Annotated in this window: 21 protein-coding genes and 1 pseudogene; 10 read left to right on the forward strand and 12 right to left on the reverse strand. The window is 65.0% G+C overall.

The window, feature by feature from the left end; translation table 11 throughout:
• Window positions 1-19: 19 nt before the first annotated feature.
• From ACX5I4_RS20975 to ACX5I4_RS21025, 11 genes and pseudogenes are all read right to left on the reverse strand, one after another.
• The gene (locus ACX5I4_RS20975; RefSeq protein WP_461838382.1) at window positions 20-1,171 is read right to left on the reverse strand and encodes a M20 family metallopeptidase; all 1,152 of its coding nucleotides are present in this window, start codon (window positions 1,169-1,171) and stop codon (window positions 20-22) included.
• Entirely contained in the window at window positions 1,168-4,515 is a 3,348-nt protein-coding gene (locus ACX5I4_RS20980) for a serine hydrolase (RefSeq protein ID WP_461838383.1), read from the reverse strand. The genes ACX5I4_RS20975 and ACX5I4_RS20980 overlap by 4 nt, the downstream gene beginning before the upstream one ends.
• A gap of 57 nt (window positions 4,516-4,572) precedes the next feature.
• Window positions 4,573-4,980 (reverse strand): oligopeptide/dipeptide ABC transporter ATP-binding protein, encoded by a 408-nt coding sequence (locus ACX5I4_RS20985; RefSeq protein ID WP_461838784.1) that lies wholly within the window; start codon window positions 4,978-4,980, stop codon window positions 4,573-4,575.
• 132 nt (window positions 4,981-5,112) lie between these two features.
• Window positions 5,113-5,558 (reverse strand): annotated as a pseudogene (locus tag ACX5I4_RS20990) (ATP-binding cassette domain-containing protein); the annotation flags it as partial.
• A complete protein-coding gene (locus tag ACX5I4_RS20995) occupies window positions 5,555-7,513 on the reverse strand; it encodes a dipeptide/oligopeptide/nickel ABC transporter permease/ATP-binding protein (RefSeq protein WP_461838384.1) in 1,959 nt (652 codons plus the stop codon). The pseudogene ACX5I4_RS20990 and the gene ACX5I4_RS20995, both read right to left, overlap by 4 nt.
• On the reverse strand, window positions 7,513-8,517 hold the full coding sequence (locus ACX5I4_RS21000; RefSeq protein WP_461838385.1) for an ABC transporter permease: 1,005 nt from the start codon (window positions 8,515-8,517) through the stop codon (window positions 7,513-7,515). The genes ACX5I4_RS20995 and ACX5I4_RS21000 overlap by 1 nt, the downstream gene beginning before the upstream one ends.
• Window positions 8,518-8,538: 21 nt before the next feature.
• Window positions 8,539-10,128 (reverse strand): ABC transporter substrate-binding protein, encoded by a 1,590-nt coding sequence (locus tag ACX5I4_RS21005; protein WP_461838386.1) that lies wholly within the window; start codon window positions 10,126-10,128, stop codon window positions 8,539-8,541.
• 49 nt (window positions 10,129-10,177) lie between these two features.
• A complete protein-coding gene (locus ACX5I4_RS21010; RefSeq protein ID WP_461838387.1) occupies window positions 10,178-11,065 on the reverse strand; it encodes a serine hydrolase in 888 nt (295 codons plus the stop codon).
• The gene (locus ACX5I4_RS21015) at window positions 11,062-12,453 is read right to left on the reverse strand and encodes a serine hydrolase domain-containing protein (RefSeq protein WP_461838388.1); all 1,392 of its coding nucleotides are present in this window, start codon (window positions 12,451-12,453) and stop codon (window positions 11,062-11,064) included. Before ACX5I4_RS21015 ends, ACX5I4_RS21010 begins: the two co-directional genes overlap by 4 nt.
• A gap of 169 nt (window positions 12,454-12,622) precedes the next feature.
• Window positions 12,623-14,146 (reverse strand): amidohydrolase family protein, encoded by a 1,524-nt coding sequence (locus ACX5I4_RS21020; RefSeq protein WP_461838389.1) that lies wholly within the window; start codon window positions 14,144-14,146, stop codon window positions 12,623-12,625.
• A gap of 60 nt (window positions 14,147-14,206) precedes the next feature.
• Window positions 14,207-15,259 carry an FUSC family protein gene (locus ACX5I4_RS21025; protein WP_461838390.1) on the reverse strand — a complete coding sequence of 351 codons (1,053 nt, stop codon included), beginning with the start codon at window positions 15,257-15,259 and terminating at the stop codon, window positions 14,207-14,209.
• A gap of 282 nt (window positions 15,260-15,541) precedes the next feature.
• Between ACX5I4_RS21025 and mscL the strand changes: the two genes are divergently transcribed.
• The 9 genes from mscL to ACX5I4_RS21070 all read left to right on the forward strand — a co-directional run bounded on the left by mscL (window position 15,542) and on the right by ACX5I4_RS21070 (window position 23,916).
• Window positions 15,542-15,967, forward strand: a complete 426-nt coding sequence (mscL, locus tag ACX5I4_RS21030) for a large conductance mechanosensitive channel protein MscL (protein ID WP_461838391.1) — start codon at window positions 15,542-15,544, stop codon at window positions 15,965-15,967.
• 119 nt (window positions 15,968-16,086) lie between these two features.
• Window positions 16,087-16,950, forward strand: a complete 864-nt coding sequence (locus tag ACX5I4_RS21035; RefSeq protein WP_461838392.1) for an amino acid-binding protein — start codon at window positions 16,087-16,089, stop codon at window positions 16,948-16,950.
• A gap of 31 nt (window positions 16,951-16,981) precedes the next feature.
• Window positions 16,982-17,242, forward strand: coding sequence for a hypothetical protein (locus tag ACX5I4_RS21040; RefSeq protein WP_461838393.1), 261 nt, complete (start codon window positions 16,982-16,984; stop codon window positions 17,240-17,242).
• A gap of 60 nt (window positions 17,243-17,302) precedes the next feature.
• The gene (locus tag ACX5I4_RS21045) at window positions 17,303-18,250 is read left to right on the forward strand and encodes a proline dehydrogenase family protein (protein ID WP_461838394.1); all 948 of its coding nucleotides are present in this window, start codon (window positions 17,303-17,305) and stop codon (window positions 18,248-18,250) included.
• 521 nt (window positions 18,251-18,771) lie between these two features.
• On the forward strand, window positions 18,772-20,124 hold the full coding sequence (locus ACX5I4_RS21050) for an MFS transporter (protein ID WP_461838395.1): 1,353 nt from the start codon (window positions 18,772-18,774) through the stop codon (window positions 20,122-20,124).
• A gap of 103 nt (window positions 20,125-20,227) precedes the next feature.
• Window positions 20,228-20,911, forward strand: a complete 684-nt coding sequence (locus ACX5I4_RS21055) for a GntR family transcriptional regulator (RefSeq protein ID WP_461838396.1) — start codon at window positions 20,228-20,230, stop codon at window positions 20,909-20,911.
• Complete coding sequence (locus ACX5I4_RS21060) at window positions 20,908-21,732, forward strand: aspartate/glutamate racemase family protein (RefSeq protein WP_461838397.1); 825 nt, start codon at window positions 20,908-20,910, stop codon at window positions 21,730-21,732. The genes ACX5I4_RS21055 and ACX5I4_RS21060 overlap by 4 nt, the downstream gene beginning before the upstream one ends.
• A gap of 8 nt (window positions 21,733-21,740) precedes the next feature.
• Window positions 21,741-23,174 carry an amidohydrolase family protein gene (locus tag ACX5I4_RS21065; RefSeq protein ID WP_461838398.1) on the forward strand — a complete coding sequence of 478 codons (1,434 nt, stop codon included), beginning with the start codon at window positions 21,741-21,743 and terminating at the stop codon, window positions 23,172-23,174.
• A gap of 7 nt (window positions 23,175-23,181) precedes the next feature.
• Complete coding sequence (locus tag ACX5I4_RS21070) at window positions 23,182-23,916, forward strand: maleate cis-trans isomerase family protein (RefSeq protein WP_461838399.1); 735 nt, start codon at window positions 23,182-23,184, stop codon at window positions 23,914-23,916.
• An 18-nt stretch (window positions 23,917-23,934) separates the two neighbouring features.
• Here ACX5I4_RS21070 and ACX5I4_RS21075 read toward each other — a convergent pair whose 3' ends face one another.
• Window positions 23,935-24,138 (reverse strand): cold-shock protein, encoded by a 204-nt coding sequence (locus tag ACX5I4_RS21075; protein WP_035743560.1) that lies wholly within the window; start codon window positions 24,136-24,138, stop codon window positions 23,935-23,937.
• 239 nt (window positions 24,139-24,377) lie between these two features.
• Here ACX5I4_RS21075 and ACX5I4_RS21080 point away from each other — a divergent pair, with 239 nt between their 5' ends.
• Window positions 24,378-25,052 (forward strand): hypothetical protein, encoded by a 675-nt coding sequence (locus tag ACX5I4_RS21080; protein WP_461838400.1) that lies wholly within the window; start codon window positions 24,378-24,380, stop codon window positions 25,050-25,052.
• The last annotated feature ends 23 nt before the right edge of the window (window positions 25,053-25,075 follow it).

The following is a 25,075-nucleotide window of genomic DNA, read 5'->3' on the forward strand; positions in this document are numbered from 1 at the left end:
ACCCCGATTTCGTCGGCCGCTACCGAATGTAGTCCGGCTGTGTTCCGCGGACGACCGGGGCGGGATCCGCCTGTGCAAACTCGTGTATGAGCTCGGCGATAAGAGCATGGACGAGGCCGGTACGTTCGATCCATGCGCTCACGAGCGCGTGTTCATGGTTCGCGTGCGCGCCACCGCCCACTGCGCCGAGCCCGTCGAGCGTTGGAACGCCGATCCCGGCCGTGAAGTTGCCATCGGAGGCTCCGCCCACCGAGGCGCCCTCGAGGCGGCCGAGCCCGAGCTCCGCAGCCAACCGGCTGGCGCGGGCGAACAATTCCAGCGCGGCCGATTCCTCGAGTGGCGGACGGTTCGCCCCGCCGGTGATGCTCAGCACGGCATCAGGTAACGTCGCTGCGAGCGCGCGCATTGCCGTGTCCACTCTGTCTTGCTCGGCGATCGTCCGCACGCGCACGTCCACGGCGAAGCTGGATGCGGCGGGGACGGTGTTCGTGGTGGTGCCGGAGCGTAGCAATGTCGGTGTGACCGTCGTGCCGAGTTCCGCGTCGCCGAGGCTTGCGACGGCAAGGATCTGGTGCGCGGCCTCGATCGAAGCGTTGACACCTCGCTCGGGCTCGAGACCGGCGTGTGCCGCCCGCCCCTGTACTGCGACCTCGTAGAGTGAGACGCCCTTGCGGGCAACCTTGAGGGCGCCGCCGTCGGCCGATGCTTCAAGAACGAGGGCAGCGGCGCATCCGAGAGCCTCCTCTTCGATGAGCTGGCGGGAGCTGGGCGAACCGAGCTCCTCGTCGCCGGTTATCAGGAGGCTCACGCCATCGCGGTTCGGAAGTGCCGCAATGGCATGGAGCGCCATCACGAGTCCCACCTTCATATCGAAGGAGCCCGGCCCGCGCAGCACGTCTCCGTTGATCTCAAACGGATGCTCGATGAGCGATCCGATCGGCCAGACCGTGTCGTGGTGGCAGAGTACGAGAACCCGGGGGGTACCGAAGCGCCAGCGCAGGTGCGTTCGCCCCTCGATCACAATCCGCTCCGGGGAGCAGCCGAGCAAGCGTTCCCCGAGCTCGGTGATCGTGTCCGCGCTGCGGGCTATGGCAGCCAGGTCTGTGGAAGGCGACTCGCATTCGACGACCGTACGCAGGTCTTCGACCATCTGCTTGGTGTCAAAGTTCACTGCGCCACCTTGGGCATTGCCCGAGCACCGAAATGCACGTACTGCTCGCCCGTCGGCAGTGCATAGAAAACCAGCGAGAGCCACCCCTGGGTGCCGGGCGCCCGCAGCGCGAATTGGCCATCGCCCACCGGGGTGAGGGCGTACTCTTCGACGGGGTTCGGCATGGATTCGGCGACGACGCCGCTCACGGTCGTGCGCATACGCACGGCCTCCTCCTCCATAAAGACCTCCATGACAACGCTGGAGCGCTCGTAGGTACCAAGGTACGGCGACATGTCGCCCGTGTACGGCTCGGCTGGCGGGCCGAACGATCCCGTAATGGAGATCTCGGCCAGCTCGCCGAAAATCTCGTTGTAGAGCTCGGTGTACAGATCGTGTGTGTTGCCGCCGTTGGTGAGCAGCGTCACGGCGATGCCATCTTCTGGCAGGATGCGCAGGAAGGCGGCCTGGCCGATCGTGTTGCCGTCGTGACCGTAGAGGCGCTTTCCGCCCCAGTCGAAGCGGATCCAGCCCAGGCCCCAGGAATCGCCGAGCACGTACGGGTCGGGAACGTCGGTCTGGTGCGTGGTCATGAGCTCGGCGCTCTCCGCCGACAGAATGCGGGTACCGTCGGCCGCGAGCCCGCCCTTGAGATGCATGCGGGCGAACTCGAGCACGTCTGCCGCGCTGGCATCGATGAGTCCGGCCGGGCCAAGCGAACGGGGGAGTGACCACATCGGGGCGAGAATCGGGCCGTTCTCATCCGCTCCCACATGGCCGGCGGCGGCACGGTGAAGCAGAGCCTCCTCCGGCAGAGTCACGGTGTGCTTGAGGCCGAGCGGCGTGAACAGGCGATCGCGAAGGGCGTCATCCCAGCTGAGACCGGTGAGCTTCTCGATCACGCGGCCCATGAGTGCGAAGCCGGAGTTGCAGTACGAGAAGGTCGCCCCGATGGGGTGGTTCTGCTTGACCTCGGAGAGGGCATCGACGTACTTTTCGAGGCAGTCGTCGCCACGGCCGGTGTCGGTGAAAACGTCACCGTCTATGCCGCTTGTGTGGGTGAGCAGATGGCGCATTGTCACCGCCTTGCTCACCTCGGCGTCGGCAACCCGGAACTCCGGGACGACGTCGAGGATCGGAGCATCGAGGTTGAGCTTGCCCTCGTCGACGAGCTGCATGATGACGGTCGCCGTCCACACCTTCGAGATCGAGCCAATCTGGAAGACGGAGTCGTCGGTGGTCTCGACACCGGTGTTGATGTTGAGAACGCCGTGACTCGCGAGGACAGGCTCCTCGCCGAGGCGCAGGATGCCGAGGGTGGCCCCGGGAACTTTATGGGCGGCCGCCAGCTCGCTCAGGCGCTGCTGCCAGTGCGCGGCGTTGAGGGCCTTCTTGCGAACGGGGGTGCCGGCGGCCGGGGCATAGCGCTCCACCCAGTCGACGATGCGCTCGTTCCAGTCGGCGCGGTGCGAGGGCGCCCCGCCGAGAATAAACAGGTGCGAGCCGCCCGGGTAGAGCACGAGCTCGCTCGGCACATCCTGTTCGCGGAGGGCAGTGAACCACTGCTCGGCCTGGCCGACTGGGCAACGGTGGTCCTCGCCGCCCTGCACGATGAGCGTCGGAGTGCGAACCTGGCCCACCTGGCTGTAGGGCGATTGCGGGACGAGGAGTTCCGGGTTCTTCCACGGCATGGCACCGCTCTCGAGGCGCGACAGGAAGTGGCCGGCGTCCGACGTGCCGGCGACGCTCGTGAGATCGGCAACAACGCCACCGGCGACGGCAGCGGCGAAGCGGTTGTCGCGCGAGGTGAGATAGCAGGTCATGAAGCCGCCATAGCTGTAGCCGGTGACGGCGAGGCGTGCGGGGTCGGCAACACCCTCGGCGACGAGATCGCCGATCGGCTCGAGGAAGTCCTTGGCGTCACTCGTGCCCCAGCCGCCGAGAGCTCCGCGGAAGAAGTCGTTGCCGTAGCCGTCGCTCCCGCGCGGGTTGACCGTGAGCACAGCCCATCCGCGGGCAACGAGTTCGTGGTGGTAGGCGTGGAAGGGGTCGGCGGCTCCGTTCCACGCATTGTGCGGCCCGCCGTGCACATCGAGCAGGAGCGGGAGGGGGCCGGTGCGTTGCGGGTCGCGGCGCAGCCAGCCGTGCACGACCAAGCCATCCGAGATCGTGAAGCTCCGCGGCTCGGCGACGATGACGCCGGTCTCCTCTGGCGAGTAGCTCGTGAGCGCCGTAACGGCGCCAGAGGACAGATCGACAGTGGCGACTTCACCGAAGGACGTTTCCGTCGCGAGCACGATCGCGGCGGTGTTGCCGACTACAGAAACGCCGGACACGTTGGCCGCTCCCCCGACGATGACACGCTGCACCGCACCGTCGATGCTCGTAGCGTAGAGGTGGGTGTACCCGCCGTCGCGCAGGCAGAAGATGATTGTCTGGCCATCGGCACTCAGCTGCGGGAGAGCGCCGGGGTAGCCCGCGCCACCTGGCATGACATTGCGGTCGAGGGCCGAAGTGATGTCTCGCGGCGCTTCGCCGTCGAGGGGAAGGAGCAGCACGCTCGCGTTTCCCACCTCGGCATCGGTGCGGCCGACGGCGATGAGCTCGGCGGCATCAGGTGTCCAACCGGTGACGGAGAGCTGCACGTCGGCGGCACCCACGAGGCGTGGCCTGGCATTGCCATCGCTCGAGGACACCACATAGGCGGCCGACTCGAAGGTGAGGTCTGAATCGGCCTCTTTGCCGGTGGAGAAGGCGATCCTATCGCCATCCGGCGACCAGACCGGATCGCCAGCGTGCCAGTCGCCACGGGTCAGCTGGGTGATCTCGCCACTGCCGAGGCTCACGACATGGATGTGGTTGCGAAGCGTGCCAAGGAGACCGGCACCGTCGGCCTTGTAGCCGAGCCTGTTTGTGACGATTGGTGCCGTGCGGCGCTTCGCGAAGTCATCGCTGCCTTCTCCGGGCAGCGCAGCAGAGTCGATGGGGCCGGAGAACGCGATGCGCGTGCCGTCGCCGCTCCACACGGGGGCGCCGGCGCCAACGGTCTGCGTCGTGACCTGCTCGGCTTCGCCGCCGCCGATCGGCAGAACCCAGATCTGCGGCGGCCCATCCTGGGAGCGCAGGAAGGCGAGCCGTGTCCCATCCGGGCTCCACCTGGGGGTCGAGTCGCCGGTTCCCCGGGTCAACCGGCGCGGCTCGCCGCCCTCAGCGGCAACGAGCCACAGCGAGCGTTCGTCCCGGTCTTCGGCGCGGTTGGTGGTCTTGAGAACATAAGCGATGCTGCCGCCGTCCGGCGACAGAGCGGGCTGCTCTGGAAGCTGCGTGGCAATGAGGTCGTCAATGCTTACACGTTGTTGTGCCATCGTGGGTCTCCTGATCAATGAGTTACGCTGTGCGGGGTTTAGCTGGAGCGGATGCTCTTACCAAGCGGGTTCGAAAGGTTGAGATAGACGGTCCCTTGTGAGCTCGACGAAGTGGCAGGCTGCTGCGTGCGGCGGCGTCGCGGGAAGCGGTGGCGAGCTCTGCACGCAGATCTGGCGCTCGGGGTGGACGAGCGGCCCAATCGGGCAACGGGGGTTGAAGCGGCAACCGCTCGGCGGGTGATGTGGGTCTGCGGGTTCGACGTCCAACGGAGCGGCCGGATCAACGGCAAGAAGGTTGCCGTTGCGGGTCGGCACGGATGCGAGCAGCTCCCGGGTATACGGGTGCTTGGCGTTGTTCAGCACCTCATCGACCGGTCCGAGCTCGACGATGTGGCCGAGGTACATCACTGCGATGTAGTCGCTCAGATAGCGCACCACCGAAAGGTTGTGCGAGATGAATAACATCGTGAGCTCCAGCTCGGCGCAGACATTGCGCACTAGGTTCAGAACCGAGCCCTGCACCGAGACGTCAAGCGCCGAGGTGATCTCGTCGGCGATGATGACCTCGGGTCGTGCGGCGAGCGCCCGGGCGAGCCCGATGCGCTGACGTTGGCCGCCCGAGAGAGCGCCCGGGAGCGAACCCGCACGGTCGGGGTCAAGGTTGACAAGCTTAGCAAGCGCCCCACCTCGGCGCGCTTGGCCGCGGCTGAGGAGAACGTGCCACGCGGAATCATCTCGGCGATGGACTCACCGATCGTCATGCGTGGATCGAGCGAGGAGAACGGGTCCTGGAAGACCATCTGAATTGGATGCCGGCGCCGCAGTTTCGTGACGTCGACGCCGTCGAGCGTGATCGTGCCGCCCGTGATAGGGGCGAGCCCGATGGCGGCGCGGGCGAGCGTCGACTTGCCCGAGCCTGATTCGCCGACGAGGCCGACGACCGAACCGGAGGGGATGGTCAGCGAGACGTCATCGACGGCGGTCAGGCCCGTGCCGCGGGATCCGTATCTCACGCTGACATGATCAAAACGCAGCTCGCTCACTGAGCGCCTCCCACAGTTGCGACCGGCGCAGCTTCAGCGTGCGCGGCGGCGGTGCTTAGTTCCGGTAGTGTCACGCGGATATCGCCTTCAACGGGGTTCCAGCAGGCGACCCGGTGCTTATCCGTGTGGATCTGAAGCTCGGGGTCGGATTCGCGACATTGTGCCGTCGCCAGCGGACAACGAGCGGCGAAGGCGCATCCGAGCGGTACCTCGCCGGGAGCCGGCGGGCGGCCGGGAATCACGCCGAGGGGCTGTTCGCGGTCGGTGTCGAGATCGGGCACGACCTCAAGCAGGGCGCGGGTATAGGGGTGGCGTGCGCCCGTGTAGAGTTCCGCCGTCGGAAGATCTTCGACGACGCGGCCGGCATACATGACAAGCACGCGTTCACAGCTTTGCGAGACGACGGCGATGTCGTGGCTGATCAGCAGGATCGCCGCGTTCGTCTCGGTGCGCACCCGTTCAAGGAGCCGAAGAACCTGGCGCTGCACCGTGACATCGAGGGCGGTGGTCGGTTCGTCGGCGATGATTAGTTTGGGGCTGTTCATGAGGCCCATCGCGATCATCGCGCGCTGTCGCATCCCGCCGGAGAACTCGTGTGGGTACTGTTCGGCACGCCGGGTGGCCGCGGGCACGCGCACTGCCTGAAGCTGCTTGACGGCGCGCTTCATGGCGTCCTTCTTGCTCATGCCCTGGTGTTCCTGTGCGGCCTCGGCGAGTTGGCTGCCGATGCGGCGGGTGGGGTTGAACGAGGTCATTGGATCCTGAAACACCATTGCGAGTGACGTGCCGAGCAGCCCACGAATGGTCTTCTCCGGCGCGGTGAGCATCTGGATGCCGTTGAACTCGAGTCGATCCGCGTCCACGACGCCCGGCGGCTCGATGAGCCGGGAGGCGGCCAACGCGGTCAGGCTCTTGCCCGAGCCGGATTCGCCGACCACCCCCAGCGCCTCACCCTCCCTGACCTCGAAGCTCACTCCGCGAACGGGGTGCACCAGGCCGCTGGGTGTTGGGTAAGAGACGCGGAGGTTCTCGATGCTGAGAATCGTGGCAACGGAAACGGTAGAAGAGACGGGCACCGCACGGGTGGTGGGCTGCGGCAGCGGCGGGAGCGTCCACCGACCGGTGGCGACGCGGCCGCCCGCAACGGATGCGGCGGTCTCGCCGAGCAGGTTGAACGCGAGGCCGGCAACGACGACGGCGACTGCCGGGCCGAAGGCCGCTGCGGGGTTGATGTAGATGCGGTTGAGTCCCTCGCTGAGCAGCTTTCCCCAGTCGTAGGCGGGAACCTGTACGCCGATACCGAGAAAAGACAGGCCGGCGAAGGCCAGTAGCGCACCGCCGGCCGCAACGGTCGCGTTGACGATGAGAGGCTCGGCAATGTTTGGCAGTACGTGCCGGATGAGCACGCGCAGCCGCGAGACGCCGGCGGCGCGCGCGGCAGAGATGAAGTCACGGCCGGCGATCGCGGCAGACATGGTCTGGGTGAGGCGGGCAAAGCTCGGTGCCATGGCCAAGCCGATGGCGAGCACGGCCCCGGTTGTGCCGACGCCGAAGACCGCGGCGAAGAACAACGCGAGCAGGAGGCCGGGGAAGGCGACGGCGATGTTGACGATGCCGACGACGATGCGTCCGGCCCAACGCGGGAGTACTGATGGGGCCGTGCCGAGCAGGGTTCCGACCGTGACGCCGATGACGACTGCGATGACCGCGAGTGCGACCGAGAGCTGGGTGGCGATCAACACGCGGGCGAGAACGTCGCGACCCAGCGCATCCGTTCCAAGGAGGTGCCCAGCGCTTGGACCCTGCTGTGTGCCGAAGGTATCGATGGCCTCGGCCTGTGCGCCCCAGACCAGGGGGGCAAAGATCGCAAGCAGGGCAACGAGAAGGACGAGAACAGTGGCGGTGGCCCCGACCGGGCTACGGACGATGGAAAGCCATTTCAGACGAGCGGGCATCAGGACTCCCGAATTGTAGAGCGCGGATCGAGAAGTGCAAGCACGACATCGATGACGAGGTTGACGAGAAGTACGCCGATTCCATAGATGAGCACGATGGACTGCACCACCGGGTAGTCCTTGGACAGGATGGACTGCACGATCATGGTGCCGAGGCCGGGCCAAGCGAAGATGTTCTCGACGAGGACGGTGCCCGCGACCATGCCGCTGAGGAGGAGACCGGTGAGCGTGAGCGTCGCCGTCATGGCATTGGGCAGGGCGTGGCGGATGTAGATCTTGCGGGGCGCCAGGCGCTTGGCGCGGGCGGTGCGAACGAAGTCCTGGCTGAGGACGCTGAGGACCTCGACGCGGATGATGCGTGAGAAGACAGCGACTGGTCCGACGGCCAGGGCGATAACGGGTAAGACCAGCGCTAACGGACTGTCATTGCCCGCGATCGGGAACCACCCGAGGTTGACCGCGAAGATATAGACGAGCCCGACGCCGAGGAGGAACTCGGGGATCGCGGCGAACACCACACAGATGATGGCGAAGGTGAGTTCGAGCCCGCGTCTGCGGCTGCCGCGGGTCGCCACGGCCATTGTGACGCCAAGCGGAAGGGCGATGAGTAGAACGAGGAGGCAGGCGAGCAGGGCGAGCTGCAGGGTGGCAGGGAACCGTGTCGCGATTATGTGGGCTACCGGCTCGTTGGTGATGGTGGAAACCCCCAGGTTGCCGGTGAAGAGCTTGGCGAAGTAATTCACGTATTGCACGATCAGCGGCTGGTCGAGACCGAGCGCGGCGCGCCGGGCCTCGACCAACTCGGCTGGTGCGTTCATGCCGAGTGCCGCACGAACGGGGTCGCCGGGCACGAGGTGGATCATGAGGAAGGCCGCCGTGATCAGCACCCACAGCGAGAGGATGAACTGTCCGCCGCGTCGCACCGCGAAGGTCAGCCAGGGGCTGATTCCTGCGCGTGAATCGGCAATGGGTGCCGCCACCGTTTCGGTCATGGTGCTGGTCATGGGGCTACCAAACTTCTCGGGTTACTTGAACAGACGAATTGACGTGGGCACGAGGCTGTCGCTCTGAACGAACTCTGCCTTGCTGCCGAACACTGACACGACCGAGTTCGCGAACGGGATGACGTCTGCGGCGGCGATGAGTGCTGCCTCAGCGCGCGACCAGTCGTCACAGCCTTCTTTGCCCGGCTTCGTCGCGGCAGAGGTCGTGGCGGCGATGTAGTCGGCGTTGTCGGTGTAGCCGAAATTTGAGCCTTTCGGCGGGGTTGAGCCGGAGAAGAATGGCACAATCTGGCTGGGCAGGCCAACGCCGAGCGAGATGAGTGAAATGTCCCAATCGCCGGTACCGAAGAGCGTCTTGCTCACGCCGTTGGCATCAACACCCTTGAGGCTCGCCTCAACGCCGATCTCTTTCCACATCGACTGGAGCAGCTCCGCGGTCGCGCCGAAGGAGTCGGAAACATACGAGGGGTAGATCACGGTGAGTGAGAGCTTCACTCCGTCCTTCTTCCGTATGCCGTCCGATCCGGGCTTCCAGCCGGCGGAATCGAGTGCATCGGCTGCGGCCTTCACATCGAATGCCGGGATGTTGGCCGTCGCCACGTCGGCATGGCAGGGGTTCGGCGCCAGGTTGACGAGGTTGGTCGGCGCGGTGCCCGTGCCGCTCGAGAGAACCGCGCGCAGCTTTGCGAGGTCCAGGCCCCGGGTGAGTGCAATGCGAAGTGCCTCATCAGAAAGCAGCTTCTTTGGGTTCTTGTTGAAGTGAATCTGTCCCAAACCGGCCTGAGCATCATGGGAGAAGAGCTTCTTGGCACGCAGCCGCTCGGAATCGGGCCCCACAACCTGTGCGGCGTTCAGCTCGCCGGAAAGCAGCAGATTTGTCGCAGTGGTCTCATTGGGCAGGACCTTGAAGATGACCATGGCGGGGATGCCAGCCTGCTTCGGGTCCCAGTCGCCCGGGCCCCAAACGAACTCCTTGCGCCTGGTCAGTGTGTACTGCGAGTTCGGGGCGATCTCAGTCATCGTGTACATGCCGGTCGCGCCTTCACCCTTGGCGAGCGCATCCGCGTGGCCGAGAGCCGGCCCGCACACCATGTGCACGCTGCCGACATTTTCGAGTAGGAAGGCATCGGGCGCGCCGCTCTTTACGCTCAGCACGCCGGTGGCGTCATCGCCTGTCGCGACGGTGCCGGCTTGTACGTTTAGCCCGACGAGCGGCGAGCCGTTCTTCGGGTCCGCAATGAAGTTGATGTTGTCCGCGAGCATTGACGCGGTGATCGCGGTGCCGTCAGCGCAGGTGGCGTCCTTGCGGACGGTGAATGTGGCGTTGGTGGTGTCGGCCTTCCACTTGCTCGCGAGCCCGGAAAGGATGGTGCCGTCATTTCCTACCTCGACGAGGCGCGAATAGAGGAAGCGGTCGATGGTGCGCGCGACACTCATCGCGGTGATCATGGGGTTGAGGTTTCCCGGGTCGGCGCCGATTGCCATCGTGAATGCGCCGTCGGTAGCAAGGTCGTTACCGGAGTGGTTGCCGGAAGCGCCAGGCGCCGCGCAGGCCGTGAGAGTGAGTGCTGCCGCCCCAACGAGGGCGACGAGTGGGGTAATGGAACGCATGGGATGCCTCCAGCTGGTCGTGTGCGGGATGGGATGTGTGCGGGTGGAGTTACGAGGAGAGCGCCCGGAGGTGCTCAACCGCGAGGTGGCCGGCCACGCCGATGGAGGCGTCGACGGCGGGCAAACGGTCTGCCAGCGAGTCGGCTCTGGTGAAGACGGCGACCGCATACTGCCGTCCGTCCGGGTAGGTGACGACTCCCGCCTCATTGCGCACTGCGGGCACGGTTCCCGTCTTCGCGGCAATCAGCACGTCACTCGGGAATCCCGACGACAGCCGGTGCGGCCAGATCTGCTGCGCCATGATGTCCCTGGCGATCTTGCAGGCCGCTGGAGACGCCGCGGTGTCAGTCCAGATCGCATTCAGGAGTGTCGTGATGTCCCGCGGAGTCGACGCGGCAGTACGCAGCGGATCAAGGATCGAGAGGCCCCAGATCTGCTCGGCCGTCGCCGCCTCCAGCAGTTCCGCGAGGGCGCTCTCCGCCCCGCCGCCGAGGTCTTCGACGACCGAAGCGAACAAGTCTTCGCAGCAGCCGATCAGACGCGTTTGGCTGAGCCCGAGGTCGCTTACCACCTGGTCAACTGCCTCCCGACCGAGTTGGTGGTAGAGGACGTCGGTTGCGGCGTTATCGCTCATCACCATCATGTTGTGGGCAAGGTCGCGCCAGCTGGCCTCGACATCGTCGGCGAATCCCGCGGTGCCAACTCCGCCAGTGCGGTAGCGCGCGGTGACAGTTGTCCGCCCGCTTGGATCCAGCCTTCCGGCATCAACCGCGCGGACAAAGGCGACCAGGACGAAGATCTTGAAGACGGACGCGAGAATTACGCGCTCGTCGGAGCGGACGGAGACCTCGTGGTCGCAATCCGCTCCGATTTCCCGCGCGTGCAGGAAGCCGGTGGCTCCAACCCGTGTGAAGACATCCGAGATAGCGGCGTTCATGCCGACACCCGCCGGTCGGCGCGACCGGTGTGCAGGTACAGAGCGTTGCCGTTGCCGTCGTTGCCCACGAAGGCGTGCGGCGTGTGTATTCCGTTGCGGGCTTTACGCGGGATGAGGGTGTCGCCCTTCCAATGCACCAGCTCGACCGGGGGCCGCTCCGGGCCAAGCTCGGCGAAGATTCCCTTCATCTTCTGTTCGATCCAGATCCGCCCCTCTGTGTCCTGGGTGACGTGGGAGTCCGCGAGCTGTGAGCTGTAGGTGCCGACGTAGCGCGAGGCATCGATGGCGTGGACGTCGTTGGCGGGGGTGGGAAGCTCCGGCACGACAATGCCGGTGAGACGGTTGATGACGGTGGAGATGAGCTCCTTGTAAAGGCCAATAACGTCGCCGCCGTTTGTCAGCACCGCAATCGCGGCCTTGTGCCCAGGGATCACGCGGAGGAAAGCGCTCTGGCCGATTGTTCCTCCGTCGTGGCCGATGACGGGGCCGCCCTCCCAGTTGAAGAGCTCCCAGCCAAGACCCCAGCTGTCGCCCATGAGACCGAGCTCCGGAAGCTTGACCTGCTGTTCCTGCATTGCTGCGACGCTTTCGGCGCTCAGGATCTGTTTGCCATCCGGGCCAACTCCGCCGTCGATGTGCATCTTTGCGAAGGCGATGAGGTTGCTCGCGCTCATGGCGAAAACGGATCCGGCCGGAGCGTTCGAACGCACAAGTGACCAGACCTGTGCCGGCTCTGGGGCGGCGTCCTCGGTGGGGCTGATGTGACCAAGCGCCGCCCGGAACATGATTGCCTCGCCCGCCCCCGTGGCCGCGTGCTTGAGTTGCAGCGGATCGATGAGGTATTCGCGCAGGCAAGCCTCATAGTGCTTGCCACGAACAACCTCGACGATGCGGCCGAGAACCGAGAAGGCAGCGTTGTTGTAGGAGAACATTTCGCCGGGTTCGAAGAGCTGTGGCACATCTGCGAGGATCGGCATGAACTTCTCGACGGCGTCTTCGCCCTCGGTCGTGGCCGTGAAGATGTCGCCCTCAAAACCGGAGAGGTGGCTGAGGAGCTGACGAACGGTGATCTTCGCCGCGGCGGCCTCGTCGGCGATGACGAAGTCCTTGACGTAGCGGCGAACGGGTGCGTCGAGGTCGACGAGTCCCTCATCGACAAGCTGCATCACGAGCGAGGCTGTCCAGACCTTGGTGATGGAACCGATTTGGAAGACCGAGTCGGTGGTGGCCTCAACACCGCTCGCTTTGTTCAAAATTCCTGCCGCGGTCCGGACCACGTCGCCATCACTGAGAATCGCCACGGATGCGGCGGGTACCTGGTATTTGGCGATGAGGTCGGGCAGCTTTTCCTCGACCCAAGCACCGATCTGTGACAGTGATTCCACCATGAAAGTTCCTCCTCGTTGAGAATGCGAATTCGCTGAGCCTATTCGCTGCGGCTGCAGTACGAACTGGTAGCAAACGACGAGACTTGCGTGCAGCTTGGTTCGATCGCACAAAGTCGCGCGCTCGCCGGTAGATGCGTCGCGCACGCATCCCGAGCAAAGAAGGTTTTGGTCATCGGGGGTCTCCCTTGAGTGCGCGGCCGGGGAACGCGTCCGTCAGCATGAGACCGCCCCGCACGACGGCTGTACCGCCGACGAAGAGATGGCGCACACCGACGGAGGGACGGGTGGAATCGAGGTAACTTGCGGTGTCGGAGAAGCGCTCCGGCTCGATCACGACGATGTCGGCGTCCGCACCGATACCGATGTGGCCCTTGGCCCGTGCGCCGGATGCTGCATCGTCGAGAACGCGCGCCGGCAAGTAGGAACAGCGCCGGAACGCCTCGAGCCAGCTCCAGGCGCCGGTCTCACGCACCATCATGCGAATCGACCGGGCAAACGTTCCTGCCGTGCGGGGGTGCGTGGCGCCGCCGGCAGGTAGCGGCCATCGAAGCGATTCGCGAACTTCGCCGGCCCAATTGACGGGCATGGCATCGCTCGCGACGATGGCATCGGGAAAAGCGAGGGCGCTCTGGAGCAGGGACCGGTCCCTCGGATCCTCTTCGTTGAGGAACGCGACTACGCATTCGGCGGCGGGGTCGGTGTGGCGAATCTCGCTCAGGCGCGCGGCATCCGCGACCCGTTCGCCGGTGGCGACCATCGTGATGTCGCTCGGCTTGATGCCCCAAGCGCCGAGGCGTTCCGGAGCGAGGAAGAATGCGCCCACCGCGGTGCTGCCCGCGCCATAGGGGTAGGTCTCCACGGTGACGCGGTTTCCCTCGGCCTGGGAGCGTTCGAGCATGCCAAGCACACGGTCGATGTGGCGGCGGGAGGTGCTGTTGACGTGACAGTGGTGCATGGCCGCGCCGGTCTCGGCGGCGGCAATCATGATCTCCGCCGACCCGTCGATCGGTGTCGTCGGGTCGGCCTCGATCAGTTCACGCACGTGGGTGAATGTGGGAGCGTTTGCTGTGGCGGCGAGACGCGCGACCGCAAGGAATTCCGCCGGATCGGTGCGCGGCGCATAGCCGAGCAGGATGCCGATTCCGAGAGCGCCGTCTGCGATCTCCGTCTCGAGCTGCGCGAGCCAGGTGTTCAACTCACGCGGGGTCGAACTGCGCTGCCACTCCGGTTTGGCGAGTAAGCCGAGGGCGTTGTGCACATCGGCGACCGGAGCCTCGCCTAGGTGGGCAAAAGCGCGCGCCTGCGCCCAGGAGGCCGAAAAGCCGTAGTTGAGGGGACGGCCCTCGCGGGCGGCATTGGCCATCGCCGCAGACACCGGGGCCAGCCCGGCTTCGAGGTCGAGCGCCGTCGTGACTCCGTCCATGGCCTGCAGGCGCTGCCCGGCGACAGAATGAACGTGGCTGTGGAGGTCGACGAAGCCCGGGCCGACTATGCATCCGCTGACGTCGATGACCGTGGCCCTCTCGGATTCGGAGCGGGACAGCTGGGCCCCTGCCGCGGCTATGCGGCCGTTGTCGATGAGGAGATCGCCGATGTCGTCGTGTCCGGTGCCGGGGTCAATGACCCGCCCGCCCTTCAGAAGTGTGCGCATTGGGCCAGCTTTGCAGAATTCGGATGCATGCCAATTGGTCATTCTGACGATCGGCACCCGGTGACATCGTCGGGTTGAACCACAACGAGCGCCGTCGTTCGCTTAGCTCCGGGCGCGCTCGGTCCCGAGCCGGGACCACGCTGTCGGCGCCAATACCACCGCGACGCCGACGACGGCCCCGATCACGGTCTCCACGATGCGGTCCCGCAGCAAGAGCCCAGGCGGGACGTTGGCCACCAGAAGAGTGGAAATCAGCGCGAGCGGCGTGACGAAGATCTGTGCCACAAGATACTGGCGGGCAATGAAGAGCTCGGCCCCGAACTGGCACACGGCAATCACCAACACCATTTGCCACGGCGCCGGACCTAGCCACAGGATTCCAGCCAGCACCAGCAAACCCAGGACAGTACCAATGATTCTCTGGATGCCCCGCTGCACCCGGTGCCGGGTACTGCGCCCCACCAAGGGAACCACCGCTGCGACCATCGCCCAATAGCCGTGTCCGAACCCGAGCGATTGCCCGGCCAAGGTAGCGAGGGTCCCGGCCAACCCGGCAGCGACGAAGTAGCCCAAGCCTTCCAACCACGCGGCCCGGATTTCCTGCGGCAACAGCCGTTCCGCCGGTGGTCGCTTCCAAGGCGTCCGGTGGCTGGGGACAAGCCGCGCCGACATTCCGATCAGCAGGGCCAACGCCGCAGTCACCACAGCCGCCAGCATCCCCTCCCAGAGCGTCGGCTGTTGCGGCACGGAGGCGATCGCAGCGAAAGCGAAAATATGGAACAGGGAGCCTGCCGGGCGGAGCCGCCAAAGCGCAGTCACTACAGAGCAAAGCGCAGCAACCAACGTGGTGCCGAGCGTGAGGATCCACACGTACGCGTCCGAGCCCTGTCCAACCCTGGCCGTCAGGGTGGCGAGCAGGATGATGGCCAGCAGCAGCGAACCGGCTCGGAGCTGGCTCCGAAAACGGTGGCTGTGCGGCTCGTTGCGGCCATAGATATTCGTGAACGCGGCAAAGCTGGCGAAGACCACAAGGTCGAGCCGCCCTATCAACACGAGGGTGATCAGTGGCAGAAAGACGCCCACCGCGCAGCGCACAGCGGGGTGGTGGTCCTTGTTGCCGGGACCGATCCTGAACATCTCTGCCAGGGCGTTCAACGGATTGCCTGCCTCTGTTCGCTTCTTTTGAGAGTTGTACTGCTCACCTAATACTGCTCGACGGCGGCACTGGCATCCGTTACGAGCTTACGCCGGGCGGCCCTGGCAGCCCGATTGAGTACCGTTGAATGGTGAGCGCAGACCCGGCGTCACACTCCGGGCGACGTTCGATTGATAGTGTCATTCCGGTTGTTCATTGCCGGGCCGGCCCCATTCGGCCACATCCCAAGTACCGATTCACAAGTACCGATTCACAAGCACCGACTCACCGGAGGATTTTCCATGCTCAAAGGTTTCAAGGACTTCGTTCTTCGAGGCAACATCATCGAACTGTCCATCGCCGTAGTCATCGGCACCGCGTTCACGGCCTTGGTCACAGCGTTCACAACCAACATCATCAACCCGCTCATCGCCGCCGCCGGCGGAGTCAACGCCGAGGGACTGGGCTTCTCAATCTGGCCGGACAACGCGAAGACCTTCGTCAACTTCGGCGCGGTCATCACCGCGTTCGTGACCTTCCTGATTACGGCCGCAGTGGTGTATTTCATCTTCGTTGCGCCCATGAACAAGATCAACGAGCTGACCAAGCGCCGGGCGTCGATCGAAGAGCCTGAGGACGAGCCGCTGCCGGCAGACACGGCCCTGCTGGTTGAAATCCGTGATCTCCTGACCGATCTCGCCGCATCCAACAAGGAAATCTCCCGCTAAGTCCTTCGCGGGCCGGTTCAGTACTTCCGCCTATCGCTGGACTGGCCCGCACTAGCGTTATATAAGATCGTGACGCAGGCGCAATCCGCCTGAAACAGGGTTCGGGCACGATTGGTGCCATGAAGCCCAACACGAGGACTCCCGCTACCGCAGAGCTCTCCTGCGAGGTCTGCGGCCAGATGCCCGAGGCTCCGAAGGCCCGGGTGACAGTGGCCCAAATCGCCGTGATGCTGCCGATCGAACTTCTTGTGCACGCCATCGTGGTTGAAACTCATCTGCCCTATCTGGCCAAGGTGCTCCTCCTGACCGTAACCGCCACAGTGCTGGTGATTTGGGTGGCCGAGCCCTCCGCGGCCAAAGTCCTGCGGCGCTGGATCCATGCCCCGGCCCTACGCCTCCGCCGGAAGCTCCATTCGGCCCCGGCGCTTTGGCGGGCGAGGACCGTGCTCCGAGACCAACCAGGCTCCCTCCAACGGATCACCCAATCACTGGCCCGGACAGACATCAACATCCTCAGCATCCATCTCCATCCGGTGGATGGCGCCGTCATGGACGAATTCGTACTATCCGCCCCGGGCCACCTCAGCGAGCAGGATCTGCTGACAGCCCTCGACGACGGCGGCGGCCGGGATTCGCACGTGTGGCCCACCACCGCACTCGCTATGGCGGACGGCCAGACCAAAGCCTTGAGCCTGGCTGCCCGTATCGCGGACAACCCGAACGAATTGTCCCTTGCGGTCGCGGAACTTCTCTCGGCGAAAATCGTCACTCCGGAACCCGAAGGCCCGGCAGCCGAGGCGGGCTCCGCCGTCGGGCCTTCCACGACGCTCCTCAAGATTCCTACCGCGTGGCACGGACCGCTCCTGTTTTCCCGGCCGGGTGAACCGTTCACGCCGGCGGAATCAGCACGCGCCCATCGCTTGGCCGAGCTGGCGGAAATCCTGGCACACACCCGGAGCGCCGAATCCAAAGACCGGGCCTAGGCCCGGACCCTAACTGGAAGGTGGTGGCGGGATGAACGCCATGGACACGACGCACCTGGATGCCGCTGAGACACATGGGGCGCCTAGTCCTGGCCTACCCAGTGCCGAGGCGGTGGCGACGAGCCGGGATCACCACCACTGGGGCCGGGCGATGGCCGTTGCCATCGGCAAACTCGCGGACCAGCTGGCAGCGGAAGATGGGCATGAAGCTTTGATGGGCCGGAACCTGGGTCTCCGCATCACGGAAGATCCCGAAGGTGTACGCATCGCAATATGGTGTTCGCCCGAGTAACTGGGCGTCGATGCCCGCAGACCAGCTACGCCGGAAATCTCCGCATGTACAGTTTGTCGAGTGACTACCAAGATTGATCTCGAGCGTGCTGCCGATACCCTCCGGGCGTGGGCATTGGATGAAGACCTGAAGCAACGTGTCATGTCCTCGCCTGGCCTAGCGACGATGGCTACGCGCGTGGCAAGGCGATACTCGGCCGGGGATACTACCGCCGACGCCATCGAGGTGGCCACAGCGGCGGTGGCCCGCGGGCACGCCGCCAGCATCGAATACGCCGGCGAGAGCGTGCGCGACGCTGGCCTCGCAAGCTCGGAAGCCGGGGTGTTCCTCGATTTGGGGGCCGCCCTCGGGAAGTCCGGCCTCCCAAGCACCATCTCTTTTGACCTCTCCCACTTTGGCGCACTCGTGGACCGCGATCTGGCCATGGACCATGTACGCCAGCTCGCCGCAGTTACTGAACCGTCCGGAACGAAACTGATGATCTCGGCCGAAGGTTCGGATCGCACCGACCTGGTCCTCGACCTGTACGACGAGCTCGCGGCCGAGATCCCCCGCGTCGGCATCACACTCCAAGCCCGCCTGCACCGCACCCCGGGAGACCTCGAGCGGGTCCTTCGCCACCCGGGTACCGTTCGCCTGGTCAAAGGGGCGTTCCTAGAACCCGAGTCCGTCGCCTACCCTCGCAACAGCGCCGAACTGACTTCCGCATACCTCGATCTGGCGAGCCAACTCATCCTCTCCGGCCACCCGCTTTCCCTGGCGACGCACGACGATGCGCTCGTCAACACGCTCATCGCCAGGCACGGCGAGGCGCTGAAGACCGACGCGATCGAATTCGAGATGCTCCTCGGACTGGGGACCGACCTTCTCGACCAGCTCCACAAGGACGGCTACCGGACGCGCGAGTACGTTATCTTCGGTGGCGAGTGGTGGTTGTACGTCCTCAACCGCATCGCGGAACATCCTGAACGCGTACTGACGGCTCTCGCCGACCTCAACCCGAGCTAGCTGCTCGCCTCTCGACGCCCCGAAGACCTCGTGACGCGGAAATTCCATATCGACACGGGTATTCGCGCGTCACCAAGCCTTCTCCTCGTCGCATAGCTCTTAGCGCGTCGCCAGCCAAATAGGGCGTCGCCAGGCAGACAGCGCGTCGGCGGGCGGGTCCACGCGCGCCCGGTATCCCACCGACAGCCTGCAGGGCCTCGTCATCGCTTCGGTATCCCATCTCCGCACCACCGCAAGTGACTGCGCCTACATTCCGGCACACCTCGCACCAGGTCACATTTCGTTTCTTATGTTTGTATACCAAAACCCTTGACAGTGCGCGGGGTCACATCTAGCTTTGATTTTGGGATCCCAAAACGGGATCCCAAAACGGACTCAATGAACCGGCAGCGTCCCTCCTCCCAGAAAGAGGACCGGCCGCTACAGTTGCCGCCGGCGCGGGTCCGGCTGCCGCGGCAACCCGCCCAGCTCAAAAATTCAAGACTTTCCCCGCTCCCCAAACTCCCCCTGAAGGAGAAACTGTGTCTCTCCAAAACACTGAAGCAACAGCGCAAGCAGTCGAAGGAAAAACAGAAGAAAAATCCGGCAAGGACGGCGTGCAGCGACGCACGAGTGTCCGTTGGCGGCTCTTCGTCCTGCTGCTGATCCTGGTAGCCGTCAACTACATCGACCGCGGCTCCATCTCCGTGGCCCTGCCCATTATCCAAAAGGAATTCAACCTCGCACCGGAGCTCGTCGGGCTCCTTCTCTCGGCATTTTTCTGGACTTACGCCCTCATGCAGATCCCGGTCGGCTTGTTGATCGACAAGTTCGGGCCCCGCAAGGTCGTCACGGCCTCGTGCGTCGGCTGGGGAGCTGCTACGGCAGCATCCGGCCTGGCCGGCGGCTTCCTGAGCATGTTCATCGCCCGCCTGGGTATCGGCGTCGCTGAAGCAGGAGTCATGCCGGCCGGCGGCAAGCTCAACGCCATCTGGATGCACAAGAAGGAACGCGGCCGCGGTGCCACGATCCTTGACGCAGGCGCCCCGCTCGGCGCAGGCCTGGGCGGCATCCTCATCACTTGGCTCATCGCCTCCACCGGCAGCTGGCGCTACTCGTTCATCATCGCCGGCGCCGCCACCGTCCTCATGGGCCTTGCAGTCTGGTGGTACGTCCGCGACAACCCCCGCAACCACAAAGCCGTCAACGACGCCGAGGCCGACTACATCGAGGCGTCCCACGCCGAAGAGGACGCCGAGGCCACGAAGGACGGCGTCAAGGGCAAGCGCGCACTCCTCCCCTACCTGAAGTTCCGTTCCTTCTGGGCCATGTGCTTTGGCTGGCTGGGATTCAACGGCGTGTTCTACGGCCTGCTGACGTGGGGCCCGCTCTACCTCGCCCAGGCCAAGCACTTCAACCTGAACACCATCGGCTGGTCCACGTTCGTGATCTTCGGTGCAGGCTTCGTCGGTGAGATCCTCGGCGGCACTATCGCTGACAAGTGGCGCGCAGCCGGCGCCTCGGCCAACCTGGTCATGCGCACCCTACTGGGCATCTCCAGCGTCGTGGTGGTCGGCGGCCTGGTTGGCGTGACGGTCGTCGCAGACCCGATCACCGCCGTCGTACTCCTCTCGGTGGTCCTGTTCTTCCTCCGCTGGGTAGGCCTCTTCTGGTCCATCCCGGCCATCCTCGGCGGCCGCACCAACGCTGGCGTTCTGGGCGGTGCCATGAACTTCAGCGGCAACATCGCAGGGTTCGTCACCCCGATTGTGGTAGGCCTGATTGTCGGGGCTACCGGCTCCTACACCTGGGCGCTGCTGTACTTTGTAGGATCCGCCGTGATCATGGGCGTCTCCGTCCTGACCCTGAATTACAACAAGCGGCTTCCGGTCTAACTCGCCTGACCGGGCCGGCCGTGCGGTCCTGAACCGCCGCACGGCCGAACCGCCTCCGGGACTGCCGGGCGCAACGACCCAAGAGAACACGAATGGAGCAAAGATGCTGATTGCGGCTGAAACCCCCACCACGGACCGTCCCCTTCGGGAATCCGTCCGGGACACCATCCGTTCGCGAATCTTCGAAGGCCACTATGCGCCCGGCACCCGGCTGGTGGAGCGCGACCTTGCCGCCGAATTCAACGTGTCGCGCCTGCCCATCCGGGAAGCCCTCCGCATGCTGCGGCAGGAAGGCCTCATCCAGGACCGGGCCTCCCGCGGTTCGGAAGTGGCAGGGCTGAGCCCGAAAGACGTCGAGGATCTGTTCGATGTCCGGCAGTCTCTCGAAGTACTCGCTTGCCGCCTGGCCGCGGCCCGGGCCACGGACACGGACCTCAAGCGCCTGGCAGGGCTCCTTGACGAGGCCGATCGCTTCCTCGGCAAAGGCTCAATCCTCGAGGCCCACCGCGCCAACAGCGAATTCCACGATGCCATCACGGCCATCGCCAACAATGATTTTCTCCGCACCGCGTTGGAACCGCTCCAAGGCCGCATGCACTGGCTCTTCCGCCACGTGGACGACCTTCCGGAATTGATCCAGGAACACCGTGATCTCTACGCCGCCATCGCCAGCGGCGATCCCGAGCTCGCCGCGGCCCAATCGGCGTCGCACATTGGAAAGTACCGCGAGCAGTTCCCTCAGGATGCTCCCGCCACCGAACTCAAATTGCAAGGCAAACGACCATGAAATTGCTAGTCATCAATCCCAACATCAGCGAGGATGTCACTGCGCTGATCGACGCCGAAGCCCGCCGCTCGGCGGGGACTGACACCGAGCTGATCGTCAGGACCGCCGGACATGGCGTCGAATATATCGAGACCCGATTTGAAGCCCTCATTGCGGCGGGCGCCGTTGCCGAAATCATCGCCGAGCACTGTGGCGGCGATCCGGCCGCGGACCACATAGACGGCGTCGTGGTGGCTGCCTTCGGCGACCCTGGAATGCCAGCGCTCAAGGAACTCACCGACGTGCCGGTCATCGGGATCACGGAGGCCGCCCTCTGCGCCGCGGCCCTGCAGGGCCAACGCTTCTCCATCATCGCCATCTCCGACCGCATCACGGCTTGGTACCGGGACTGCGTGGAGCATTTCGGACTCGGCAGCCGTCTCGCCTCGATCCGATCCATCAACCAAAGCCTCAACGGCATCGGCACTGTGCAACAGGACTTCAAAGAAACCCTCCTGGCACTGAGCCGGCAGGCCGTCGCGGAGGACGGCGCCGACGTCGTCATCTTGGCAGGTGCCCCGCTTGCGGGACTCGCGCGCGAGCTTGAAGGACAGATCCCCGTGCCCGTGGTGGACGGGATCTCCGCCGGCATCCGCATGACCGAAGCGGTCGTGGCGCTGCAGTCCGGCTTCCACCGCCAAGGCGCTTTTGCGCCGCCGCCCGTCAAGCACCGCCGGGGGTTGTCTGAAAACCTCGACGCCGCCCTGACCGCCATCCAATCCTCCGCCAGCGCCTCAGTTACTGCCAATGCTGTCGCAGCGGCCGTTCCAGCCGGAAAGTAGGGACAACCGTGACCATTCCCGATCTCGTCATCGCCCACGGCACCGTGGTCAACAGCTTTGGCCGGCAAACCGCCCACGTAGTGGTCGACGGCGGCCGCATCACCCATCTGATCGACGCCACAGAGCCGGTCCCCGCAGCTTCACGCACTGTCGACGCGTCCGGCAAGCTCGTGATCCCGGGCGGCGTGGACGGCCATTGCCATGTTGCCCAAGTGACCGGCCGTTTCCGCACCTTGGACGACTACCGCACCACCTCCACCGCGGCCCTGTGGGGCGGCACCACCACCATCATCGACTTCGGCATTCCCCGTGATGCGCAGGAATCCCCACTGGATGCTGTGCTGAACAAGAAGCGCTCGGCCGCCGAGTCCCGCTGCGATGTCGCGCTGCACGGCTCCGTGGTCAGCTGGGACGAGACTGTGCCGTGGCAGCTGGAGCAGCTCGCCGCCGAGGGCGTCCGTTCGGTGAAGATGTACACCACCAACCGTGGCTCCACCATGGCTGACGGCGACACCATCCTGAAGGTCATGCGCGAAATGGTGCGCCTGGACGGACTCACGTACATCCATGCCGAGCACGATCCCATCATTGCCGACTGCACCGAACAGCACGCCTCGGATGGCCGGATCGGCATCGGGCACCTGCATTCCACGCGGCCCGAGCTCGCCGAGGAAATCTCGGTCAAAGAGACCCTGGCCATGGCTGAGTACACTGGAGCGCCCGTCTACTTTGTGCACCAGTCGACCCCCGGCGCGGTGGATCTTGTGAGCGAGGCCCGCGGCCGTGGCCAGGAGGCGTACTCCGAGACGTGCCCGCATTACGTGACGCTTGATGACACCGTCTACGGCGGCGATTTCCCCGAGTGGTACGCCTGCTGCCCGCCCATGCGCAGCGCTGAAACCGTGGCTGCGCTGAAGGAGCGCCTCGCGGCCGGAGCCATCCACACTGTGTCCTCGGACCACTCCTGCTACGACCTCTCGCAAAAGCGCGAGCGGACGGACGACGTCCGCTTCATGCCGCACGGATTGCCCGGCGTCGAAACGCGTATGCCGGTCACGTTCACGGCGATGGCGTCCAGCAGCACCGTGGAAGACTTCGTCGAGGTCTTCTCGGCGGGCCCCGCGCGGATCAACGCCGTGCCCGGCAAGGGCACTATCGCGGTAGGGTTCGACGCCGATCTGGTCATCTTTGATCCTGCCGAAGAACGCGAGGTCGACGGCGGCGCGCTCCACATGGGGACTGACTTCTCACCTTTCGAAGGGAGGACCCTGAGCGGCTGGCCCGCCGTCGTCGTCTCCGCCGGACGCGTGGTGATCGACGACGGCGGTTTCCACGATCCCGGCCCCGTGGGCCGTTTCGTGCCCCGCAACGGCTTCACCGCCCACCGCGGCGCCCTGTCTGTTCAAAAATCCCTGTCCGTTCCCACCGCCGTGTCTGCATAGGAGAACCATGCCCTCGGAACACCGTCCCACCCGCATCGGCATGATCGTGCCGTCGTCCAACACCTGCCTGGAGCCGCAGAGCTACCGCATCCTCGGTGACCGGCAGGACGTCACGATCCATTTCACGCGGATTCCGGTCACCCGGATCGCACGGGATGATTCCTCGGACAAACAGTTCGATTCGGCCGTCATGCGGGAGGCAGCCGCCTTGCTTGCGACGGCGGATGTGGACGTGATCGCGTGGAATGGAACTTCAGGTTCCTGGCTCGGCGCCGCGCATGACGAGGCCCTCGTCCGGGAAATCACTGAAGCCACGGGAATCCCGGCCACGACGTCAACGCTGGCCTACCTGGAAGCCTTCAAAACGTTCGGCACGGAGCGGATCGGCATGTTCACGCCCTACACCGGCGACGTCAATCAAGCAGTCATCGAGTCCTACGCGCGCGAAGGAATCAAGACGGTGGACCACCGCCATTTGGACCTCAGCAACAACGAATCCTTCGCGCGGGTCACGGACGCGGAAATGCTGCCCGGGTCCTTGGAACTTGCTGCCTCGAACCCGGACGCACTCATTTACTTGTGCACAAACCTTTACGGAGCCAACATCACCGCGGTGGTAGAGGAAACCACCGGCGTGCCGGTGCTGGATTCCGTGGCGGTGACGTTGTGGCACTGCCTCAAGCTTGCCGGAGCGCCTCTCTTGGCACCCAACTGGGGCCGGCTGCTTGCAGAACTGCCCTGATTCGTAAGTGGTGCCCTCTTAAAGAGGTTGGATGTTCTCCGCCTGGGGGCCTTTCGGGCCCTGCACGACGTCGAACTGGACCCGCTGATTCTCGTCCAGTGATCGGTACCCACTCGAGGCGATCGCCGAGTAGTGGGCAAAGACGTCCGCCGAACCGTCGTCGGGGGCAATGAAGCCGAAACCCTTTTCGGCGTTGAACCACTTGACAATACCTGTTGCCACGGCCATGTTCCTTCTCTGAATCTGACTGACCATCGGCTTCAAACCCGATGCCCCCGGACGCATACGTCCGCTTCCTCAAACCTACGGTGCGGGGTCCGGGGGCGCAAGGATCTTCGGGGGTCTCAGTGTTCCCGGGCGTGGCGAATCTTGAGGGTTTCTTGCTCCTCTGCAGTGCGGGATCTTGAAGTTGGGGAAGCAGAGTGGTTGACGATTAACGTCGTCGGCCACAGGGGGAACACATGGGGTTGTTCCGACGACGGTTCGAGACGGCAGAGCCAAAGATCCACGTGGATATCCTCGAAGACCACGCAGTGCTCCGCGAAGGCCTGGCTTCCTGGCTTGAGGCCAAAGCCGCAACCGTGAAGGTGGTGGGACGGTACGGTTCCTGGGCTGAGCTCGCGGCATCACTCGGCCACTTGTCAGACGTGGTCCTGCTGGACATCATCCTTGGCGACCGGATCCCGCTGCGGTCCAAGATCCAGGCCATTATCTCCACGGGATCGCAAGTGGTGGTCTGCAGTTCCCTGACAGCGCCACTGGTGATCCGCCAAGCGTTCGACGCCGGTGCCCTGGCGTACGTACCCAAGACGGCAGGGGCTGAAGTGCTCACGTCCGCCGTTCTCGCCGCCGCGCGCGGCGAACAGTTCATCTTGCCAGAGCTCGCCGGCGTCTTTGATGCCCCGGGGCCGCGGATCCGCCTCACTCCGCGCGAACACGAGGCCGTCTCGCTTTATCTGGGCGGCTCGGGCGGGACAATGGCCGACGTCGGCGCCAGCTTGGGCATCAGCGCCGACGGGGTGAAGAAGCTCCTGGTGTCGGTCCGCCGCAAAGCCCACGACAGGCCGGAACCACTCAGCCGGCCCGCGCTCCGGGAACTGCTGATCGCCGACGGATGGCTCCTCCCCGATCAATGAAGTGAATCCGCTCTCCTCAGGGC

This window comes from Arthrobacter sp. MMS24-S77 (assembly GCF_054888235.1).

Coding starts and splice junctions, on each gene's coding strand:
- ACX5I4_RS20980 (WP_461838383.1), bottom strand. CDS start 4,515: ATGGCACAACAACGTGTAAGCATTGACGACCTCATTGCCACGCAGCTT.
- ACX5I4_RS20985 (WP_461838784.1), bottom strand. CDS start 4,980: ATGTTATTCATCTCGCACAACCTTTCGGTGGTGCGCTATCTGAGCGAC.
- ACX5I4_RS20995 (WP_461838384.1), bottom strand. CDS start 7,513: ATGCCCGCTCGTCTGAAATGGCTTTCCATCGTCCGTAGCCCGGTCGGG.
- ACX5I4_RS21000 (WP_461838385.1), bottom strand. CDS start 8,517: ATGACCAGCACCATGACCGAAACGGTGGCGGCACCCATTGCCGATTCA.
- ACX5I4_RS21005 (WP_461838386.1), bottom strand. CDS start 10,128: ATGCGTTCCATTACCCCACTCGTCGCCCTCGTTGGGGCGGCAGCACTC.
- ACX5I4_RS21010 (WP_461838387.1), bottom strand. CDS start 11,065: ATGAACGCCGCTATCTCGGATGTCTTCACACGGGTTGGAGCCACCGGC.
- ACX5I4_RS21015 (WP_461838388.1), bottom strand. CDS start 12,453: ATGGTGGAATCACTGTCACAGATCGGTGCTTGGGTCGAGGAAAAGCTG.
- ACX5I4_RS21020 (WP_461838389.1), bottom strand. CDS start 14,146: ATGACCAATTGGCATGCATCCGAATTCTGCAAAGCTGGCCCAATGCGC.
- mscL (WP_461838391.1), top strand. CDS start 15,542: ATGCTCAAAGGTTTCAAGGACTTCGTTCTTCGAGGCAACATCATCGAA.
- ACX5I4_RS21035 (WP_461838392.1), top strand. CDS start 16,087: ATGAAGCCCAACACGAGGACTCCCGCTACCGCAGAGCTCTCCTGCGAG.
- ACX5I4_RS21040 (WP_461838393.1), top strand. CDS start 16,982: ATGAACGCCATGGACACGACGCACCTGGATGCCGCTGAGACACATGGG.
- ACX5I4_RS21055 (WP_461838396.1), top strand. CDS start 20,228: ATGCTGATTGCGGCTGAAACCCCCACCACGGACCGTCCCCTTCGGGAA.
- ACX5I4_RS21060 (WP_461838397.1), top strand. CDS start 20,908: ATGAAATTGCTAGTCATCAATCCCAACATCAGCGAGGATGTCACTGCG.
- ACX5I4_RS21070 (WP_461838399.1), top strand. CDS start 23,182: ATGCCCTCGGAACACCGTCCCACCCGCATCGGCATGATCGTGCCGTCG.
- ACX5I4_RS21080 (WP_461838400.1), top strand. CDS start 24,378: ATGGGGTTGTTCCGACGACGGTTCGAGACGGCAGAGCCAAAGATCCAC.